The organism is Halomonas sp. H10-9-1 (assembly GCF_040147005.1).
GTDB lineage: Bacteria > Pseudomonadota > Gammaproteobacteria > Pseudomonadales > Halomonadaceae > Halomonas.
The window spans coordinates 2,843,570-2,862,249 of record NZ_JAMSHO010000001.1 but is presented as its reverse complement, the minus strand read 5'-3'; the positions used below and the strand labels follow the sequence as shown (position 1 = coordinate 2,862,249).

The following is an 18,680-nucleotide window of genomic DNA, read 5'->3' as shown; positions in this document are numbered from 1 at the left end:
TCGGGGGGGGGCGTCAGGGCTCGCAGCTGGCGGTATGCCGCAGGCGCAGGCGGTTGCGCAGGTGACGAGCCAGGATATCCACGCCGATATTGAGCAGGGCGGTGATCAGGATCAGGATCATTGCCCGGTCGAAGCGGATCTCCTGGATGGCGCTGTCGACGTAGAAGCCCAGGGTGGCGATGCCGAGGATGCCGAGGATGGCGGTCTCGCGCATGATGATCTCCCAGCGGTAGAAGAGCAGGGCCAGGAAGGGGCCATAGAGCCGCGGAGTCAGCTCGAAGGCGTAGCGCTCGATGCCGCGTGGCGCATCGGCGCGCAGCGTGATCTCGTTGCTGCGCTGGCCCACCAGATGGCCGATGATGCCGCCGTTGTGGATGGCCAATGCCACTACGGCCGGCAGCATCGAGGGGCCCCATAGCTGGAGCAGGATGAAGGCCAGCAGGTACTCGGGGGTCGAGCGCAGGATCACCAGCACACCGTGGCCCAGCGCGCCGCGCACCCGGCCGGTGATATGGCGTCCCGTGAAGTGTTGCGAGACCAGCGGGTAGAGTGTCAGCGTCAGCACGCCGGTCGCCACCAGGGCGATCTGGGTCAGCAGCAGGGTATTCCAGAGACCCGGCAGCGCCTCGTTGGCGAGCAGGTCGCCCAGCCAGGGGGCGAGCCCGGCGACCCCTTCGCCCTGGCGCAGGGGTTCGGGAACGATGTCCTCGGTGAAGAAGCGCGAGACGCTCTGCCAGCGAATCGGCAGGCCCTCGCCGAGCAGGAAGGGGGCGGCCAGCAGGTAGAGGGGCAGCAGGCGCGGGCGTGCCCATAGCCTGAGAGTGGCGATCAGTGCGTAGAACAGCAGCAGCAGTGCGCCCACCGTGGTGTACTGGCCCTGGGCGAACGAGGACTCCAGGTAGAAGCCCAGGGTGGGCATGCCCACGAAGCCCAGCACGGCGCTGGAGCGCAGGCCGCACTCGAGCCGGTAGGCGGTGTAGGTGGCCAGGTGCGGCCAGGCCTGGCTGAAGCGGGTGTAGGCGAGTGCCGAGACCAGGCCGGTGCCGTGGGGAATCACCTGCGACGGCTGCGGGTCGCTCTCGTCGAGGATCTCGGCATAGACCTTGGCGAAGATGCCGGCATAGGGAATGGCGATGGCGAGCACTCCGGTCAGCGGGTGCAGGCCGAAGAACTGCAGGAAGATCAGTGCCCAGAACAGCTCGTGAATGGCGCGTATGAAGGCGCAGGTGCTACGCACCGCGCGATGGTGAAACACCAGCGCCAGCAGCAGCCCCGCCGCGGCCCCCAGGCCCACGCCGACGAAGGCGAAGGCGAGGGTGCGCACGAGCGCCACGCCGAGATAGTCCACGGCCGAGAAGTCGGGACGTGCCAGCCCCAGGAACAGGCGGCCCAGCTCCGCCCAGGGATCGTGGGCGCTGATCTGGAAGTCGGCCACCAGCAGGCAGGCGACGGCCAGCGCCACGAAGCCCAGGCTGGTGCGCACGGTTGCCGAGTGCCGCATGCTCAGTACAGCACCAGCAGATCCTGGGCGTTAAGCCTATGGCTGGGCTCGTCCAGGGAGATCCTGCCCTCGGTGATGCCCACGATCCGGTCGGTGAAGCGCAGGGCCAGGTCCACGTCGTGCATGGCCAGCACCGCGGTGGGGTAGGCCTCGCCCAGGGCGCTCAGTACGCGCTCGGCAAGCGGGCCGTCGAGGGCCGAGATCGGCTCGTCGGCGAGCAGCAGGTCGCCCCGCTGGTGAATCGCCCGGGCGGCGGCGACACGCTGGCTCTGGCCACCGGACAGCTCGCCGACCGCGGTCCAGCACTTGTCGGCGATGCCGAAGGGCTCGAGCAGCGCTGTGATGGCGTCGATATCGCGGCGGAAGGGACGCGCCAGGCTGACCAGGTTGTACCAGGTGGGATGCCTGGCGAGCCCGCCCATATAGACGTTGTGGAACACGCTCAGCGAGGGTACCAGGCCCAACTGTTGGGGCATCAGGGCGGCTCCCAGAAGCCGCCAACGCTGCTGCATGACACCCAGCAGCGTCGACTTGCCGGCACCGCTCCTGCCCACCAGGGCCACCCGCTCGCCGGGTACCAGCGTCAGGTCGAGCGGGCCGATCACGCGCGCTCCGCCGTAATCGGCCACCACATCGGTGAGGACGAGGGCGGTCATCAGTCGAGGATGTCGAGTTGCTGGCCGACCTGGCGGATGATCTCGTAGTCGGCGTTGTCCACCGGGATAAATCCGGAGCGCGGGAAGCTCTCGAGCAGCTCGGAGGCATCCATGTCGAGCAGCGCCTGCTGGACGCGGTCGGCAAAGCCTTCGCCGAAGCGCTCGTCGACATCGCCGCGGATGGTCCACTGGTAGTCGGGGTAGGTCGGGGTCTGCCAGACCACCTTGACGCTGTCGGCGTCGAGGTTGCCGGCCGCGAGCTCGTTTTCCCATACGGTGTAGTTGAGGGCTCCGAGCTGGTAGGCCCCGGAGGCGACCAGCGAGGCGGTGCGGCTGTGGTTGCCGCTGAAGCCGACTCGCGAGAAGACCTCTTCCGGCGCTTCGCCGAAGGCCTCGCGCAGGTAGTGCTCGGGCATCAGGCGTCCGGAGGTGGAACCCTTGGAGCCGAAGGTGAAGGTCATGTCGCGCATGGCCTCGACGAGCCCTGCGCCCTCTTCCAGGCCGGTGCTTGCGTGGGCGATGAAGTAGGTCCGGAACTCGGCGTCCTCGACGCCCTGGGCCAGGGCCCGGGAGCCGGGCACGCGCTCGCGGGCCTGCACGCCGGAGAGGCCGCCGAACCAGGCCAGCTGCACCTGGTCGTTGCGAAAGGCGGTGACCGCCGCGGCGTAGGATTTCACCGGCACGAAGCGCACCTCGACCTCGAGCTCCTCCGCGAGGTAGTCGGCGACCTTCTGGAAGCGCTCCTGCAGGCGTGTCTCGTCCTCGTCGGGGATGGCGGTAAACACGAAGGGACTGGCAGCGGCGAGCGAGGAGGCGAGCAGCAGCGGTAGCGCTGCCGCCAACGCGTGAGACAGGCATCGAAGCATGGGGTGATCCTTGCGGGAGATAGGAGCACGCATGATACCCAAAAACACCCGGGCTTCCGATATCGGAAGCCCGGATTGGATAGCCCGGATCGGATAGTCCGGGCGTCGGGTCGGTCTGCAGGGAAAGTGCGTCGCCCCGGAGGGCGACGCACCGCCCTTCAGGCCTCCAGCCGGGTCACGCGGATCGGCAGGCCCTGGCGCACGGCGGCACCGCTGATGGGCTCCAGCCAGGTGCCATCCACGCGGCGGGTCGGGTCCTTGAAGCCCAGGTCGTTGATATTGATGCCGGCGCGCAGCCACTCCAGGTCGGGCTGGGCCTCGCCATCGATCACATGGGGGGTGGCCCCCAGGTCGCGGTGGCCGTAGCCGTGCTCGATACCCAGCGCGCCGGGCATCACCCCCTCGCCGACCAGCGCCAGGGCGACCACGCTGCCGCCGGGGCTCTCGATGCGGATGGTGTCGCCGTGGCCGATACCGAAGCGCTCGGCGTCCTGGCGGTGCATCATCACCGGGTTGTAGGGCTTGATCATGCGCAGCCGCTCGAGGCCGATGGCGTAGGAGTTCATCAGGTTGGACTTGAACGAGAACGCCAGCAGCGGCCACTCCTCCTCGCTGAACACCTCGCGCATGGCGCGGCCGTCGGCCAGCGGCGGCAGGCCATGGCAGGGCACGCCGCGGTTGGGCTGGCCACTCTGGGTGTTGATGCTGGTGCCTACCTGCTCGTTGTAGACGCACAGGGTGCGCTGCCAGGCGCGGGTGAGGTTCTCGCCCCTGAAGTGATCCGAGAAGTCCTCGAAGCGCCCGCCACGGGCGTAGAGGTAGGCCACCGGGCCGCGCTCCTCGGGCTTGAGGGTGCGCGCAAGCCTTGGCAGCAGCGGTGCCAGGCCGGCGTGGGCGATATCGTTCTCGTCGGCTGCGGGCAGCGCCTCGCCCTGCATGGCCACGTTGGCGGCGGCGCGCAGGAAGAAGTCCTCGGCACGGTTGAGCGGGTGGAGGTTGCCCTCGGCGTCGGGGATCGCGCCCTCGCCGAAGCCGGCCAGGCCCAGGCGCTTGGCGGTGGCGATGAAGAAGCTCTCCATGGAGACCGGTTCACCTTCCGCGGTCTTCTGTTGACGCGGCTCCACCACCGGCCAGCAGGCGGTGGTCATCTTGCCCAGGTTGCCCTTCCAGGCGCCGGTGAAGCCCCACACCTCATACATCACCGAGTCCGGCACGATGTAGTCGGCGTAGCGGTTGGTCTCGTTGAGGAAACCGTCGATGGCCACGAACAGCCCCAGGCGCCTGGGATCCTTGATCTTCTCGGCGATCAGCGTCTCGAGGCCCGCCTGGCCATAGATGGGGTTGGCCATGCAGCCGATCAACGCCTTGATCGGGTAGGGGTAGCCGTCCAGCGCCGAGGGCAGGTGTTCGGTGAGGGTGGGCGGTGCCAGTGAACGCCAGGGCGCGCGGGCCGGGTAGGGGGGCTCGCCGGCGGCCACCTTGCGCCGGTACTCGGAGGACTTCTCGTAGGGGAAGCGCGAGCGGGAGAGGAACACGCCCTGGGGGCCGCGCTTGCCGGGGAAGTTGGCCAGGTCATAGCGGGGGCCTTCGCCCACGCCGTTGAACTGGCCGCCGCCGACGGCACTGCCGCCCTTGCGGTTGTGGTTGCCGGCCAGCACGTTGAGCATCTGCATGCCGAAGGCGGCGTAGAAGCCGTTGCCCGACATCATGCCGCCATGGGAGTTGGCCACCGCGCGACGACCGTGGCGGGCGAAGCGGCTTGCCAGGTCGACGATGGTGGCCGCGGGGATGCCGCAGTGCTCGGCATATTCGGCCAGGGGGTACTCGTTGGCGGCCTCGCGCAGCAGCAGCATGCTGCTCTTCACCCGTACGCTCTGGCCAGGCCCTGCCGATGAGCCGGCGAGTTCGACCTCGCGGTCGACGAAGAGCTCGGCGGCCATGACGTCGGTGCTCTTGGTAAGCTCGCCGTCGGCCACCACCATGGGCACGTCGGCAGTGCTGCCGGCCTCGGCCAGGCCCAGGTCGCTGGCGCGCAGGAAGCGGCCGCGACGCGGGTGCTGCGGGTCCGTGATCACCAGGTGGGTGGCGTTGGTGTGGGTCGCTTCATTGGCGGCGTCCGCGGCGGGCTGGCCGGGCAGCTCGAGGAAGGCCTTGGCGTAGCCCTCGTGGTCGAGCAGCCACTGGATCATGGCCATGGCCAGGGCGCTGTCGCTGCCCGGGCGGATCGGCACCCAGCGGTTGTGGTCGGCGGCATGGGAGGCCGAGGCGTTGAGGCCGGGGTCGACCACCACGTACTCCAGGCTGCCCTCGGCGCGCGCCTGGGCAATCAGGCGCCCCTGGCGCTTGAAGGGGTTGCCGGCCTGGCTGGGAGCGGTGCCCACATAGAGGATGAAGCGGGCATTCTGGATATCCGGCTTGGTATGGGCATTCTTGGCCAGGTCGTCCATCACCGCGCCTGAGCCCATGCGATAGGCGAGACCGCAATAGGAGCCGTGGTGGCCGTAGTTGCGGGTGGCGAAGGCGTTCATGGTGAAGCGCTTGAGCAGCGCGGAGCGGCCGTAGTCGGTGGCCTCCATCACCATCAACTGGTTGGCCTTCGGGCCGTACTCGGGGTTCTCCGGATCGATCAGGGTGTCGTGGTCATGGATGGCGCACAGGCCGTCCACTGCGCCCTCGCCGAACAGGTCGCCACCCTCGCAGATCTCCTCGATCAACTGCTCGAAGGACACCTTCTCCCACTCACGGCTGCCGCGCCCGCCGACCCGCTTGAGGCAGTGGGTGACGCGGAAGGGGCTGTCGATCTGCGCCATCATGGCGTTGCCGCGGGCGCAGGCGGTGGAGCGGTTCTGCTGGCCCTGGTCGCCATAGGCGCTCAGCCCGCGCAGGGCCTCGACCACCGGGGTGCGCATGGGCAGGTGCTCGTCGGAGGAGAGCGGGTTGTAGGGGTTGCCGGAGACGCGCAGCACCTGGTCGGTGGCGTTGTCGACGCGCACCCGCACGCCGCACTTGGTGGTGCAGCCGTAGCAGACGGTGAAGGCCACGCGCTGGTCGGGGTTGAGGGAGAGCTTGCCGCTCTCGGGGTCGATGCTGTACTCCGGTGCCAGGGAATTGCCGTGGATGCGGTGCGCGGGCTTCTCGCCGGCGCTACCGGTGACACCCTTGGCCATCTTGAGCAGCGGGTCGGAGTAGCCGGCGGCGAAGGTGGCCGCACCGCCGGCGGCGACGGCACCCTTCATGAAGCGGCGGCGTGAGGAGTCGACGGGAGATTTAGCCATGGCTGGGGGCTCCTTCGGTGGTTTCCGCAGCGCGCTGGGCGTCGGGGGGTGTTGGGGCGTGGGGGGCAGGTGAAAGATCGGCGGCGCTGCCGCCCTGGCGGGCCTGGCGCCAGGGCATGCAGAGGTCGACCAGCAGGATGGCGGCGAGCCACAGGCCGAAGGTACCGACGATGCCGAGGATGCCGGACGAGCCGGCGGGGATGCCGTAGTGGTGGAAGCCGGCGCTGTGGCGGGCCACGGTCTGCACGTCCATCAGCACCACCCAGCGGAACATCCAGCCGACGTGCAAGGCCACCAGGCCGAGCACCCAGGCCCAGGCGTAGAGTGCCGGGCGGCGTGAAGCGGGGCGAGTGAGCAGGTAGAGCACGGCGCCGAACAGGACCAGGCCGGTGAGGCCACCCCACAGGGCGGTGCTGCGCCACTCGGCGCTGTCGCGCACGGATTCCATTGCCGCGGCCACGGAGCCGACGTTGGCGTTGATGCCGTCGAGGAACCAGCTGCCGGCGACGAGTCCGGCCACCAGGCAGGCCCCCAGCATCACCTTGAGCATCTGCCGACTGACTGTGGTGCTGCGCTCACCGGCCACGCGGTTGAGCACCAGGATCAGGCCGGTAGCGGCGATGAAGCCGGTGGCCACGAACATCGGCGGCAGCCACACCGTGTGCCACAGCGGGCGGGCCTTGACGATGGCCACCTCGGCGCCGGTATAGAGCATGATGCCGGTGGAGAGGGCGAGGGTCCCCAGACCCACCAGCACCACCAGGGCGCGCGGGGTGGTGGCGGAGCCGAAGGACAGCCAGTGGGCGACGAAGCCCTTGAGCCCGGGGGCCTGGCGATGGGCCTGCAGCGCCGGACGCCAGGCGAGCCAGGCCAGCACGATCACGCCCACCACGTAGAGGGGCAGTATCAGGCTGCCGACGGACATCCAGGAGTGGCTGTTGGCAAAGGCATAGAAGTGCCAGAAGCGCAGCGGCTGATGCAGGTCGGCGAGCAGAGCCACCGGTGCCACCAGGGTGGTGGTCAGGCAGGCGAGCAGCGCCAGGCGTGCGGTGGGCAGCCAGGCTTTCCTGCCGAACACCAGCGCCGGGGCGGCCAGCCACAGGGTGGCGTAGGAGAGCGCGATCATGAAGAAGTACTGCACCGCCCAGGGGTACCAGGCGATGTCGTAGCGCGGGGCGAGCAGCTCAATGGCGGAATTCATAGCCCATCTCCTGGCCGTGGGGATCGAGGACTTCCAGGGCGACCGGCTCGGCGTCCGGGCGAGTCACGAAGCGCTCGTCCATGCCGAGGTAGAAGACCTGGGGCAGGGTGTTCTTCTCCGGCTGCAGCACCATCAGCTCGTCGCGGTGCTCGGCGATCATGCGGCTGATCTGGCTCTCCGGATCACGCATGTCGCCGATGATCCGCGCGCCGCCCACGCAGCTCTCCACACAGGCCGGCAGCAGGCCCGCCTCCAGGCGGTGGGCGCAGAAGGTGCACTTGTCGGCGGTCTGGGTGCGCTCGTTGATGAAGCGGGCATCGTAGGGGCAGGCGTTGACGCAGTAGGCGCAGCCCACGCAGCGGTCGCTGTCGACCACCACGATGCCGTCCTGGCGCTGGAAGGTGGCCTCCACCGGGCAGACCGGCACGCAGGGCGGGTTCTCGCAGTGGTTGCACAGGCGCGGCAGCATGAAGGTGGCGACCTCACCGGTCTCCTGGTGCTCTACCTCGTACTGGGAGACGGTGGTGCGGAAGCTGCCCAGCGGGGCGGCGTTCTCGATATGGCACGACACGGTGCAGGCCTGGCAGCCGATGCACTGGCGCAGGTCGATGAGCATGCCGTAGCGCTTGCTGGGATCGCCTTCTCGACGGGGTGGCTGCTGGTTGATGCCGGCGCTGGCAACGCTGGAGAGCGGTATCAGGGCGGCACCCGCACTGAGGCGGGCCAGCTGGCCGAGAAGGGTGCGGCGAATGGGGTCCATGGCGCCTCCGGTGGCCTGGGTGTGGCGGGGTCTTCCGCGCATTCAAGGGGTAAATCTGATACCGGGAGGCTACCTGCGACCAAGGTATATAGGCTTGATGCGGATCAAGATTTTGTTAGCAAGGTCTTAATGTTGGCGTAATGCTGCGCAAGCCAATGAAAACTCAGGATTTATGCGGCGTCCGACAGGACAGAAAAAAGGTTCTTCGCAGACTGGCGTGAAAGCGAAGCAACCTTAGGCAGAGGCGGGATAGAGAAACGGCGGTAAATCCGAGTAAACTGATGTTCACCACAAACCCCAGCCTACGGATACCGCCGTTGCCATGGATGCTACCCCGCTCTGCCTGTTCTGGAAAGGTTTCACCGTCGCCCATCACGAATTCCTGGATGAGCAAACACTACGGCTCCAGTTGGCGCCTGATGACCTGATCCCGCCAGTCTGCAGCGGCTGTGACCATGCCTGCTTTCTCGTCCATGACGTGCATCACCGTCGCGTCCGAGAGGCGCCGTTGCTGATCTACCGGGTGGAGCTGGAGGTGCCGGTACGTCGCCTGCGCTGCCCCGTCTGCGGCCCGACACGCGAGCGCATTGACTGGTTGCCGGGTCGTTCACCGGTGACCACCACGCTGCGCCAGTGGGTGGAGCGTCTGGTCGAGTTGCTGCCGATCCGGCATGTCGCCGACTTGGTCGGCCTGCACTGGCATACCGTCAAGGCCATCGATAAGCAGCGCCTACAGCGTGACCTGCCGGCGCCGGACCCGACGCGGCTGCGTCGCCTGATGATGGACGAGTTCGCCCTCCACAAGGGGCACCGCTACGCCACGGTGATTGCGTGTGCCGACACCCAGCAGGTGGTGTGGATCGGCGAAGGTCGCTCCCGGGAGGCGATCCGCCCGTTCTTCGAATGGTTGGGTGATGCGCGACAGCAGATCGAGGCCGTCGCCATGGACATGAACGCGTCTTTCGATCTCGAAGTGAAGGACCAGTGCCCTAACGCCGAGGTGGTCTACGACCGCTTCCATGTCGTGGCCAAGTACGGGCGTGAAGTGATGGACCGGGTGCGCGTCGATCAGGCCAATCAGCTGCGCGACGACAAGGCGGCCCGCAAGGTGATCAAGGGCAGCCGCTGGCTGCTGCTGCGCAATCAAGACAACCTCAAGCCTGAGCAAGCGGTGAAGCTGGAGGAACTGCTGGCCGCCAATGCCTCACTGACCAAGGTGTATCTGCTCAAAGACCAGCTCAAGACACTGTGGTTTGCCGAGGACGAGGCGACGGCACGCAGCGGTTGGCAAGAGTGGGCCGGTATGGCGTTGAGCAGCGGTATCGACGCCTTGGTGCGCTTCACCAAGAAGCTGGAGCCCTACTTGGATGGCATCGTATCCAGTGCTCGCCACCGGCTAAACACCAGCGTGCTGGAAGGTATGAACAACCGAATCAAGGTCATCAAGCGGATGGCCTACGGGTACCGCGACACGGCGTACTTCTTCCTGAAGATCCGTGCCGCGTTTCCCGGCAAAATGCGATGAACCAGAAAAAACGCCCTGCCGTGGGGGCAGGGCGTTCGCTGTTCGGGGAGCAGTGCGTGATGCTGCGGTCGGGCGGCCTAGTGGGTGGCCCCCTGCTGCTCGATGGTGCGATGCACGAGGCGTAGCTCATCGATGGAGAGGTGCTCCAGCTTCCCCGCGAGGAGGTCGCTGATCTTCTGCATCGGCAGCCCGGCACGGCGAGCGATCTCGCGGCTGCCGAGGTCTGACACGGCGATCAGCCGGGTCACGATGCGCATGAGGCGTGTACGTTGTTCCAAGTCCCTGACGTCGAGGTCAGGGCTGCTTCGCGGGGGGTCCAGGAGTTCCGCGGGTCGGGACTGTCGTGCCGTGCTCATGATGCTCCAGTTGGCGGTTGCGACAAGCACACTATGGGGGCTCTTCGGTGTTTTTGCCAGTGTCGATTGCATGCTGCTTTCGTGGCACTGTGATTGCCTCGCTCGTGACCTTCTCCGTGGAAAACACTATGCACGATTTCATCATCATCGGTGGCGGCATCCTGGGCATGTCCACCGCCATGCAGCTCAAGCAGGCCTACCCCGACAGCAGGATGCTGCTGCTGGAGAAGGAGGCCGGCCCGGCCCGCCACCAGACCGGCCACAACAGCGGGGTGATCCATGCCGGGGTCTACTACACCCCGGGCAGCCTCAAGGCGCGCTTCTGCCTGGAGGGCAATCGGGCCACCAAGGCGTTCTGCGACGAGCAGGGGGTTGCCTACGACACCTGCGGCAAGCTGCTGGTGGCGACCAGTGAGCTCGAGATGCAGCGCATGGCGGTGCTATGGGAGCGCACCGCCGCCAACGGCCTCACGCGCGAGTGGCTCTCCGCGGGAGAGCTGGCCGAGCGCGAGCCCAATATCACCGGGCTGGGCGGCATCTTCGTGCCTTCCAGCGGCATCGTCGACTATGCCGAGGTGACCCGCGCCATGGCCGCCGAGTTCGAGCGCTTGGGTGGCGAGATCCGCTACGGCGCCGAAGTCACCGCCCTCGAGGAGCGCCGCCAGGAGGTGGTGGTGACCACCGGCGCGGGCGAATTCACCGGGCGCTACCTGGTGAGCTGCTCGGGACTGATGGCCGACCGGGTGGTGCGCATGCTGGGCCACGATCCGGGCTTCACCATCTGCCCCTTCCGCGGCGAGTACTACCAACTGCCGGCGAAGCACAATGCCATCGTCAATCATCTAATCTACCCAATTCCCGACCCCGCCATGCCGTTTCTGGGCGTACACCTGACGCGGATGATCGATGGCTCGGTCACCGTGGGCCCCAACGCGGTACTGGCCTTCAAGCGCGAGGGCTACCGTCGTCGCGACGTGTCGCTCGCGGACATGGCGCGGATGTTCACCAACCCCGGCATCCTCAGGGTGCTGGGCCGCAACCTGCGTCCGGGTCTCACCGAAATGAAGAACTCTCTGCACAGGCGCGGCTATCTGGAGCTGGTACGCAAGTACTGTCCCTGCCTGACCCTGGAAGACCTCGAGCCCTATCCGGCGGGGGTGCGCGCCCAGGCGGTCTCCCGCGACGGTCGGCTGGTGGACGACTTCCTGTTCGTCAATACGCGCCGTACCGTCAACGTGGGCAACGCGCCGTCACCGGCGGCGACCTCCGCACTTCCCATCGGCGCCCATATCGTCGGGCAGGTCAAGGCGATGGCAGACGCCTGAGGGCAGCCGGGCCCCTCTGGACCGAGGTTACCTCAGAAGCGCCCGCGCAGGCTGAGCAGTGCGCCGCGACCGGGCGCCAGCAGGTCGTCGTCTGCGGGCTGGTCGGTAAGGTGCTCTCGATAGCCTCGATCGAACAGGTTGGTGAGCTCGAGCCCCGCCTCCAGGGCGGTAAAGCCCCCCGCCGGGCCGAAGTTCCAACCCAAGGCAAGATCGGCGGTGGCATAACCCGGGGTTGCCTGCTCGGTGTCGTTCGAGAACCTGTCTGCGGTGCGATCCTGCCTGGCCACGCCACGCACCTGGGCGTGCCAGTGGAAGCCCTGCTCGGGGCGCTGGCCGATGCCCAGGGTCGCCTCCGGGGCGGGCATCTGGTAGAGCGGCTCGTCATCCTGCTTGTTGGTGCCGCGCAGCCAGGTGAGGCTGCCGGTCAGCCGCCAGTCGCCCCCCGCCAGGTTGCCCTGCAGCGGCATGGCAAAGCCAGCCTCTACCCCCTGAATCTCCACCCGCTCCAGGTTCTCGGTACGCTTGATCGGCGTGCCCTGCGGGTTGGTCATGCCGGTGATGCGCCCGGCGATATAGTCATCGATGCGAGTATGGAAGAGGGCCAGCTGGTACTCGCCGCGCTCGCTGCGCCCCTTCAGGCCCAGTTCCAGGCTGGTGGACTGCTCCGGGTCGAGCCGGGGGTTGCCCAGATGGAAGAAGCCGTCGCCGCGTTCGGCATCCTCGAAGCGCTCGCGCATGTCCGGTGCTCGGTAGGCTGAGCCCAGGCTCAGATAGGGGTTGAGCAGCGGCGCGGCGTTGTAGATGGCGCCGATGGACCAGGAGAGGGTGTCGCTGGAGTTCCTGAGTCCCTCGGTGGTGGCGTTCGCCCCGCTCCCCTTGATATCGGCATCCCCGGTCACGCTGTCGTGGCGGGCGCCGAGCATCAGGGTCCAGTCGTCGAACATTACCTCGTCCTGCACGAAGAGGCCGCGACTCTCGACGCTGCCGTTGCGGAAGGGTGAGCTGGCGACCTCGACATCGCTCGGCCCCTGGAAGCGGAAGCGTTGCGGGTCGCCGGTCATCTCCCAGGCCTCGGCCCCCAGAGTCAGCAGGTGGCGTTCGCCCAGCGGCAGACGGTACTGGGCGCGCCCGCCGTCGGTGATAAAGGTGACGTCGTTGCGCACCTGATTGCGGTCCAGGCCGCTCGAGTAGCCGCGAATCTGGCGGAACACCTCCTGGCGGTAGAGGCTGGTCTCCAGGGTGCCGGGGCCGATCTCGCCCTCGTAGCTCAGCTCATAGAGTTCCCGCTCCTGGCGCGGCGAGTGAATGGTCAGGGTGCCGAGTGCCGGGCTCGGGGCCCGCTTGGCCGAGCCGGGATACCAGACGTCGCGATCCTCCTGATACTGCAGATTGAGCTGCAGACGGTGGCCGTCGGCCAGTCGGAAGGCGTACTTGGCAAGCAAGGCGCCCGACTCGAAGCCGCTGTTCTCGACTCGCCCTTCGGGCGTGTCGTAGTCCCCCACATCACGCCCGGTGGCGCCCAGCACCAGGGCATGGTCGGGGTTGGCGGCCTGCAGGATGGCGCCGCCGCCGAGGCTCTTGTCCACGCTACCCGCACTTGCCGATGCCCGCCCCTGGAGAGTGGCGGTATCGGTGAAGGTGGCGTCGGGGGTGCGCAGGTTGACAGCCCCGCCCAAGGCGCCCGAGCCGTGCAGCACGGAGCCGGGCCCCTTGACCACCTCGATGCTCTCCAGAAGCCCCAGACTGGCGAAGGAGGCCAGGGCGCCCTGGGGCTGGGCCGAGTTGAGGCGCACCCCGTCGACCTGCAGCACGATGCTCTCCTTCTGGAGCCCCCGCAGCACCGGGTTCTGTCCCCAGGCGCCGTCGCTCTGTACCGCCGTGCCCGGCTGGCCGCGGAAGAGACTGCCGACGCTTTCGGTGGTGGAGGCCTCGTTGGCGTCCAGGGTGAGGGTGGCACTGGGGGTATCCAGGGTATCGGCCTCGTAGCCCTTGGCGGTCACGGTCAGGGTGGAGAGGGTAGCGGGGTCCTCCTGGGCCGAGGCGGTGAGGCTGACGCCGGCAGCAGTGGCCACAGCCAGCGCAAGGGGAGTGAGATGGTGAAGGCGGGTGTGCAGTGACATCGGGAGTCTCCTCGATAAAGATGAGAACATAATGCATCTTATTAAGATTCGCATTTTGACTCAGGTCACATCTTGCTTATGGCCGGGCGAGTGAAGCGAGGGACGCCATCGGTGATTCGGTTGACGGGTGTCAACGTTCGTTGCCGCCAGATAAATCAAAATCGAATCATTCTTGTTTGCAAGCGAGGGTGGGCTCATGAAAGGTTCGCTGCCATCAAGGGGCGTGGCGACCCTGCTCGGCTGGGGCGGGAGCCTGACCGGGGTGCTGCTGTTCGTGGCGCTGTGGGAGTGGGGCAGCCTGGCCTACGGCAGCTTCCTGCTGCCCGGGCCACGGGATGCGCTGGCGGCCCTGGCGAGGCTGTGGCAGGCGGGGGAGGCCGCGGAGGCTATCTGGGCCACCACCTGGCGGGCCATGCTGGGCTTTGCCCTGGCCGGGCTTGCGGGTACCGCCCTGGGCGTGCTGGCGGGCACATCGCGTACTCTGGGACGTGCCCTGGAGCCGGTCTCCACGGTGCTGTTGGGCATTCCTCCCATCGCCTGGATCGTGTTGGCCATTCTCTGGTTCGGCAGCGGCTCGATGGCGGCGGTCTATACGGTGATGGCGACGACGCTGCCGGTGACCTTTGCCGGTGCCCAGATGGGCGCCCTGACCCTCGACCGGCGCCTGCAGGAGATGGCCGACGTCTTCAGACTGCCGCCGCTGATGCGCCTCATCGATATCACCCTGCCGCATATCGTCTCCTACGTCTTTCCCGCCCTGGTGACCGCCCTGGGGGTGGCCTGGAAGGTGGCGGTAATGGCCGAGCTGTTTGCCACGGAGGATGGCATCGGGGCGGGGCTGGCCATGGCGCGGGTCAACCTGGATACCGCGGGCGCCATGGCCTGGATCGTGCTGGTGGTGGTGCTGCTGCTGGCCGCCGAGCACGGCCTGCTTCGCCCGCTGCAGCGCCGCATGGAGCCCTGGCGGCAAGCCGGGCTAGGAGGTCTCTGAGATGCTGAAACTCGAGCGTGTGGGCCATGTGCTGGGCATGTCGCGGATCATCGGTGGCATCGACCTCGAGGTAGCGCCCGGCGAGTCGGTCTGCCTGGTGGGTCCCTCCGGCTGCGGCAAGACCACCCTGCTGCGCCTGGCGGCGGGACTGATGCCCCCCGGCGAGGGGCGCGTCCTGGATGGCTTTCGCCGCAGCACCATGGTCTTTCAGGAGGGGCGTCTGCTCCCCTGGCGGCGGCTGCTCGACAACATCGCCCTGGGCCTCAAGGCGATGGGTGTGCCCCGGGCCGAGCGGCTGACCCGGGCCCGCGCCCTGGCCGAGGAGCTGGGGCTGGGCGAACGGCTCGACCACTTCCCCCACGAGCTCTCCGGCGGCATGCAGCAGCGGGTGGCCCTGGCTCGGGCCCTGGCGGTGGACGCCGACCTGCTGCTGCTTGACGAGCCCTTCAGCGCCCTGGATGTGGGGCTACGCAGCGAGGCCCAGGCGCTGTTGATCGATCTGCTGTCGCGCCGGGGCATCGCTTCACTGCTGGTGACCCACGATCTGACCGAAGCCTTGCGCCTGGGTCACCGGGTGGTGGTGCTGTCACCGTCGCCGGCGTGCATCGTCCATGAAGAACGCATCGAGCGGCCCTTCGCCGAGCGTGATACCGCCTTCCTCTACGAGGCGGCGGGTTCCCTGCTGCGCCACCCCGCGGTGGCCCGCAGCTTTCTGTTCCGTCAAGAAGAGGAGGCGGTGGCGTCATGAAAGCGTCCATGATCGATCCCGAGCGTCGGCGGCTGCTGAAGCTGGCCGCAGGCATCACCACGCTGGCGGCTCTGCCCGTGAGCGGTCTGGCCGCCGGGACGCCCCTGCGAGCCGCCACGCCCTACGGCCTGCCCCAGGTGATCCTGGCCCGGGCCCTGCAGCATCAGGGACTGGCCGAGTGGTTCGGCGAGACGGAGCTGCGCGCCTGGCGTGACCCCGACCAGCTGCGGGCCTGGGTGGCCGGCGGAGAGGTTCAGCTCACCGCCACGCCCACCAACGTGGCGGCCAACCTCTACAACCGCGGCGTCGAGGTGGGGCTGCTCAATGTCAACGTCTGGGGCACCCTCGGCGTGCTGGCCGAGCGGGGCCCCCTGGCGGGTATCGAGGATCTCGCCGGCCGCCACATCGGTGTGCCCTGGCGTGGCGACATGCCCGACCTGGTGCTGCGCTACCTGCTGGGTCGACGGGGCATGGAGATAGGGAAGGATCTTCGGATTACCTACCAGGCCAGCCCCTTCGAGACCGTGCAGATGTTTCTCGCTCGCCGCCTCGAGGTGGTCGTGCTGCCGGAGCCGATGCGCTCCTCCACTCGTCTGCAGGCGGTGGGACTCGGCCTGTCGCCCCTGGAACTCGACCTCCAGGAGGAGTGGGCCAGGCTCACCGGTGAGCCGCCGGCGCTGCCCCAGGCCGGTATCATCTGCCGGCGAGAGCTGCTTGAGGCGCATCCGGAGGGCGTGCGTGCCGTCCAGGCGGCGGTGGCCGAGGCGGTGACGTGGACCCTGGCCAACCCCGCAGAGGCGGGACGGTTGGGCGCGGTACACTCGCCGCTCTCCGCCGAGGTGGTGGAGGCGGCGGTGCGCCGTACGCGGCTTAAGATGCGTGAGGCCCCCGCGGCACGCTCCGACCTGGAGCGCTTCCTTGGTGCCCTGGCCGAACTCTCTCCGGGCTTCATCGGCGGCGGCCTGCCCGATGCCGGCTTCTATCTCGATCTGACTTCCTGAGGACGCCTGCCATGTCGCTTGCACTCAGCGAGTCCGCCCGGGGGCGACCCTGGACGATCCTCGCCTACGCCTTTCGCCCCTTCTTCCTGCTGGCAGCCGCCTATGCGCCGCTGGCGCTGCTGCCCTGGGTGGGTGGGATGCTTCACCGTATCTCCCTGCCCATGGGCATGCCACTGCTGGCCTGGCACGGCCACGAGATGCTGTTCGGCTTCGTTCTGGCGGCCCTTGCCGGCTTCCTGCTCACCGCCGTGCCCTCCTGGGCGGGCGTGGCGCCGATCTCCGGCAGGCGGCTGGCCGGGCTGGTGGCGCTGTGGCTGGCGGGTCGTGTGACGGCATGGCTCTCCGGGAGTCTGCCGGTGCTGGTGGTGGCGGGGGTCAACCTGGCCTTCGTGGCAGCGCTTCTGGCCTGGGCGTTGCCGGCCCTGCTGGGCGGGGAGGGGCGGCGGCATCTGAGCCTGGGGGGACTGCTGCTGCTCTATGGACTCTCTCAGCTGGCCTTCTATCTGGCCTGGTTGGGCTGGATGCCCGGCCGGTTGGGTATGCTGGAGATGCTTAATCTGGCGGCCAACCTATTGCTGGTGATGATCGCGGTAACCGCTACGCGCATCGTGCGCGTCGTGGCCATGGCCGCGCTGAGGGAGAGCGGCCGGACGGGGCCGCCGCGACTGACGCCGGCCCGGGAACACCTGGCCGTGGCGGTGCTCTGCCTGTACGTGGTGGCGGACCTGCTGGCCGCGGGGCACCCGGTGACCGGTTGGGTCGCTCTGGCTGCTGCGGCCGCCCAGGCCGATCGACTCTCCGAGTGGCCCTGGGGCCGCGCCATGGGTCGGCTCTACCTGCTGCTGCTGACCCTGGCCTACGTCTGGCTGACGGTGGGGCTGGTCCTGGTGGGGCTGGCCGCGCTGCTGGAGAGCTGGCCCGCCTATGCGGGACGCCATGCGCTCTCGATGGGTGCCATCGGCACCGCCATCCTTGCCGTCTTCTGCATAGCCGGCCTGCGTCATACCGGCCGCCCCTTGGTCTTGCCATGGGTCATCTGGCCGGCGCTGGGGTGTCTGGCGCTGGGTGGTGCGCTGCGGGTGGGCGCGCCGCTGGCCTGGCCCCAGCACTACCTGCTGCTGGGCATGTTGGCGCCGGCGATATTGTGGCTTGCCGCCTACTGGCTCTACCTCCTCGGCTATGCCCGTTACCTGGTGACGGCGCGACCCGATGGCTTGCCAGGCTGACGCGAGCAGGCGACGTTGCTGGCATTACCGAAAATCTCGAAAAACGTAGAAATCATGCCGTTAGTCTCTCACGCAGCTGGCGTGCTAGCTTGAGTCAGGACGTCAACCGGGCGTCGACAACGACAATACCCCAACTGGTTCCAGGACCGGAGGAATGCCATGAGTATCATGAAGTATGCCGTCGCCGCCTCGCTGATCGCGGTGGCCCCGCTGGCCGCCGCCCAGCAGCTCTCCATTGCCACCGGCGGTACCGGCGGTACCTACTATCCGCTGGGTGGTGGCCTGGCCGAGATGATCGGCAAGCATATCGAGGGCTATGAGGCGGTGGCCGAGGTGACCGGTGCCTCGGTGGAGAACATGGGATTGGTGTGGCGCGGCGACTCCGATCTCGCTCTGGCCCTGGCCGATACCGTCTACCAGGCGTACAGCGGCACCGGCGACTTCGAGGGCCGCCAGCTCGATAACATCCGCGCGCTGGCCTCGGTCTATCCGAATGCCGTGCAGCTCGTCACCCTGGCCGATTCCGGTATCGAGAGCCTCTCTGACCTCGAGGGCAAGGTGGTCTCGGTGGGCGCGCCGGGCAGTGGCACCGAGCTCAATGCCCGGGCGCTGCTCGAGGCCAATGGCATCACCTATGACGATATCGACCCGCGCCGCCTCAACTTCAACGAGACCGCCGACGCCATTCGCGACGGTGACATCGATGCCGGCTTCTGGAGCGTGGGGCCGCCCACCAGCTCGATCATGAACCTGGCGACCACCCGCGACATCCGCCTGATCGGCCTTTCCGACGAGGAGGTCGCCAATGCCCGCGAGGCGGTGCCGGTATTCGCCCCCTACGAGCTGCGCGCCGGCCTCTACGAGGGCATGGAAGAGGGCGTCCAGAGCATCGGCATCCCCAACGTGCTGGCGGTGAGCAGCGAGATGGACGAGGAGCTCGCCTACCAGATCACCAAGATGCTGTTCGAGCGCACCGACGAGCTGATCGAGGTGCACCCGGCGGCCAACGACACCACCGTCGAGTTCGCCGTCGGCTCCACCCCGGTCGCCTTCCACCCCGGTGCGCTGCGCTACTACGAAGAGATCGGCGCCGAGGTTCAGGACCACCAGCGCCCCTGAACGATGCATG

At 67.9% G+C, this 18,680-nt stretch carries 15 protein-coding genes; 7 read left to right on the top strand and 8 right to left on the bottom strand.

Annotation, left to right across the window (positions count from 1 at the left end):
- Positions 1-13: 13 nt before the first annotated feature.
- From NFH66_RS13130 to dsrO, 6 genes are all read right to left on the bottom strand, one after another.
- The gene (locus tag NFH66_RS13130) at positions 14-1,501 is read right to left on the bottom strand and encodes a PhnE/PtxC family ABC transporter permease (protein ID WP_349610668.1); all 1,488 of its coding nucleotides are present in this window, start codon (positions 1,499-1,501) and stop codon (positions 14-16) included.
- Between the two features lie 2 nt (positions 1,502-1,503).
- Positions 1,504-2,157, bottom strand: coding sequence for an ATP-binding cassette domain-containing protein (locus NFH66_RS13125; RefSeq protein ID WP_349610667.1), 654 nt, complete (start codon positions 2,155-2,157; stop codon positions 1,504-1,506).
- Complete coding sequence (locus tag NFH66_RS13120; protein ID WP_349610666.1) at positions 2,157-3,023, bottom strand: putative selenate ABC transporter substrate-binding protein; 867 nt, start codon at positions 3,021-3,023, stop codon at positions 2,157-2,159. The genes NFH66_RS13125 and NFH66_RS13120 overlap by 1 nt, the downstream gene beginning before the upstream one ends.
- Positions 3,024-3,181: 158 nt before the next feature.
- Positions 3,182-6,298 (bottom strand): molybdopterin-dependent oxidoreductase, encoded by a 3,117-nt coding sequence (locus NFH66_RS13115; RefSeq protein WP_349610665.1) that lies wholly within the window; start codon positions 6,296-6,298, stop codon positions 3,182-3,184.
- On the bottom strand, positions 6,291-7,499 hold the full coding sequence (gene nrfD / locus NFH66_RS13110) for an NrfD/PsrC family molybdoenzyme membrane anchor subunit (protein ID WP_349610664.1): 1,209 nt from the start codon (positions 7,497-7,499) through the stop codon (positions 6,291-6,293). Before nrfD ends, NFH66_RS13115 begins: the two co-directional genes overlap by 8 nt.
- A complete protein-coding gene (dsrO, locus tag NFH66_RS13105; RefSeq protein WP_232911358.1) occupies positions 7,483-8,259 on the bottom strand; it encodes a sulfate reduction electron transfer complex DsrMKJOP subunit DsrO in 777 nt (258 codons plus the stop codon). Before dsrO ends, nrfD begins: the two co-directional genes overlap by 17 nt.
- A gap of 322 nt (positions 8,260-8,581) precedes the next feature.
- Between dsrO and NFH66_RS13100 the strand changes: the two genes are divergently transcribed.
- The gene (locus NFH66_RS13100; RefSeq protein WP_349607353.1) at positions 8,582-9,784 is read left to right on the top strand and encodes an ISL3 family transposase; all 1,203 of its coding nucleotides are present in this window, start codon (positions 8,582-8,584) and stop codon (positions 9,782-9,784) included.
- A 77-nt stretch (positions 9,785-9,861) separates the two neighbouring features.
- On the opposite strand, the gene NFH66_RS13095 is transcribed toward NFH66_RS13100, so the two are convergent.
- Entirely contained in the window at positions 9,862-10,140 is a 279-nt protein-coding gene (locus NFH66_RS13095; protein WP_349610663.1) for an XRE family transcriptional regulator, read from the bottom strand.
- A 128-nt stretch (positions 10,141-10,268) separates the two neighbouring features.
- Between NFH66_RS13095 and lhgD the strand changes: the two genes are divergently transcribed.
- Positions 10,269-11,465, top strand: a complete 1,197-nt coding sequence (gene lhgD / locus NFH66_RS13090) for an L-2-hydroxyglutarate dehydrogenase (RefSeq protein WP_349610662.1) — start codon at positions 10,269-10,271, stop codon at positions 11,463-11,465.
- Between the two features lie 32 nt (positions 11,466-11,497).
- On the opposite strand, the gene NFH66_RS13085 is transcribed toward lhgD, so the two are convergent.
- Complete coding sequence (locus NFH66_RS13085) at positions 11,498-13,585, bottom strand: TonB-dependent receptor (RefSeq protein ID WP_349610661.1); 2,088 nt, start codon at positions 13,583-13,585, stop codon at positions 11,498-11,500.
- A 196-nt stretch (positions 13,586-13,781) separates the two neighbouring features.
- Here NFH66_RS13085 and NFH66_RS13080 point away from each other — a divergent pair, with 196 nt between their 5' ends.
- The 5 genes from NFH66_RS13080 (at position 13,782) to NFH66_RS13060 (ending at position 18,670) form a co-directional block, all read left to right on the top strand.
- Complete coding sequence (locus tag NFH66_RS13080; RefSeq protein ID WP_349610660.1) at positions 13,782-14,576, top strand: ABC transporter permease; 795 nt, start codon at positions 13,782-13,784, stop codon at positions 14,574-14,576.
- Between the two features lies 1 nt (position 14,577).
- Positions 14,578-15,324, top strand: coding sequence for an ABC transporter ATP-binding protein (locus tag NFH66_RS13075; protein ID WP_349610659.1), 747 nt, complete (start codon positions 14,578-14,580; stop codon positions 15,322-15,324).
- On the top strand, positions 15,321-16,325 hold the full coding sequence (locus tag NFH66_RS13070; protein ID WP_349610658.1) for an ABC transporter substrate-binding protein: 1,005 nt from the start codon (positions 15,321-15,323) through the stop codon (positions 16,323-16,325). The genes NFH66_RS13075 and NFH66_RS13070 overlap by 4 nt, the downstream gene beginning before the upstream one ends.
- 11 nt (positions 16,326-16,336) lie before the next feature.
- Positions 16,337-17,551, top strand: a complete 1,215-nt coding sequence (locus NFH66_RS13065; RefSeq protein WP_349610657.1) for an NnrS family protein — start codon at positions 16,337-16,339, stop codon at positions 17,549-17,551.
- 159 nt (positions 17,552-17,710) lie between these two features.
- Complete coding sequence (locus NFH66_RS13060; RefSeq protein ID WP_349610656.1) at positions 17,711-18,670, top strand: TAXI family TRAP transporter solute-binding subunit; 960 nt, start codon at positions 17,711-17,713, stop codon at positions 18,668-18,670.
- Positions 18,671-18,680: the final 10 nt, after the last annotated feature.

Excerpts from the sequence above, each read along its gene's own strand:
- NFH66_RS13130 (WP_349610668.1), bottom strand. The coding sequence starts at position 1,501 with ATGCGGCACTCGGCAACCGTGCGCACCAGCCTGGGCTTCGTGGCGCTG.
- NFH66_RS13125 (WP_349610667.1), bottom strand. The coding sequence starts at position 2,157 with ATGACCGCCCTCGTCCTCACCGATGTGGTGGCCGATTACGGCGGAGCG.
- NFH66_RS13120 (WP_349610666.1), bottom strand. The coding sequence starts at position 3,023 with ATGCTTCGATGCCTGTCTCACGCGTTGGCGGCAGCGCTACCGCTGCTG.
- NFH66_RS13115 (WP_349610665.1), bottom strand. The coding sequence starts at position 6,298 with ATGGCTAAATCTCCCGTCGACTCCTCACGCCGCCGCTTCATGAAGGGT.
- nrfD (WP_349610664.1), bottom strand. The coding sequence starts at position 7,499 with ATGAATTCCGCCATTGAGCTGCTCGCCCCGCGCTACGACATCGCCTGG.
- dsrO (WP_232911358.1), bottom strand. The coding sequence starts at position 8,259 with ATGGACCCCATTCGCCGCACCCTTCTCGGCCAGCTGGCCCGCCTCAGT.
- NFH66_RS13100 (WP_349607353.1), top strand. The coding sequence starts at position 8,582 with ATGGATGCTACCCCGCTCTGCCTGTTCTGGAAAGGTTTCACCGTCGCC.
- NFH66_RS13095 (WP_349610663.1), bottom strand. The coding sequence starts at position 10,140 with ATGAGCACGGCACGACAGTCCCGACCCGCGGAACTCCTGGACCCCCCG.
- lhgD (WP_349610662.1), top strand. The coding sequence starts at position 10,269 with ATGCACGATTTCATCATCATCGGTGGCGGCATCCTGGGCATGTCCACC.
- NFH66_RS13085 (WP_349610661.1), bottom strand. The coding sequence starts at position 13,585 with ATGTCACTGCACACCCGCCTTCACCATCTCACTCCCCTTGCGCTGGCT.
- NFH66_RS13080 (WP_349610660.1), top strand. The coding sequence starts at position 13,782 with ATGAAAGGTTCGCTGCCATCAAGGGGCGTGGCGACCCTGCTCGGCTGG.
- NFH66_RS13075 (WP_349610659.1), top strand. The coding sequence starts at position 14,578 with ATGCTGAAACTCGAGCGTGTGGGCCATGTGCTGGGCATGTCGCGGATC.
- NFH66_RS13070 (WP_349610658.1), top strand. The coding sequence starts at position 15,321 with ATGAAAGCGTCCATGATCGATCCCGAGCGTCGGCGGCTGCTGAAGCTG.
- NFH66_RS13065 (WP_349610657.1), top strand. The coding sequence starts at position 16,337 with ATGTCGCTTGCACTCAGCGAGTCCGCCCGGGGGCGACCCTGGACGATC.
- NFH66_RS13060 (WP_349610656.1), top strand. The coding sequence starts at position 17,711 with ATGAGTATCATGAAGTATGCCGTCGCCGCCTCGCTGATCGCGGTGGCC.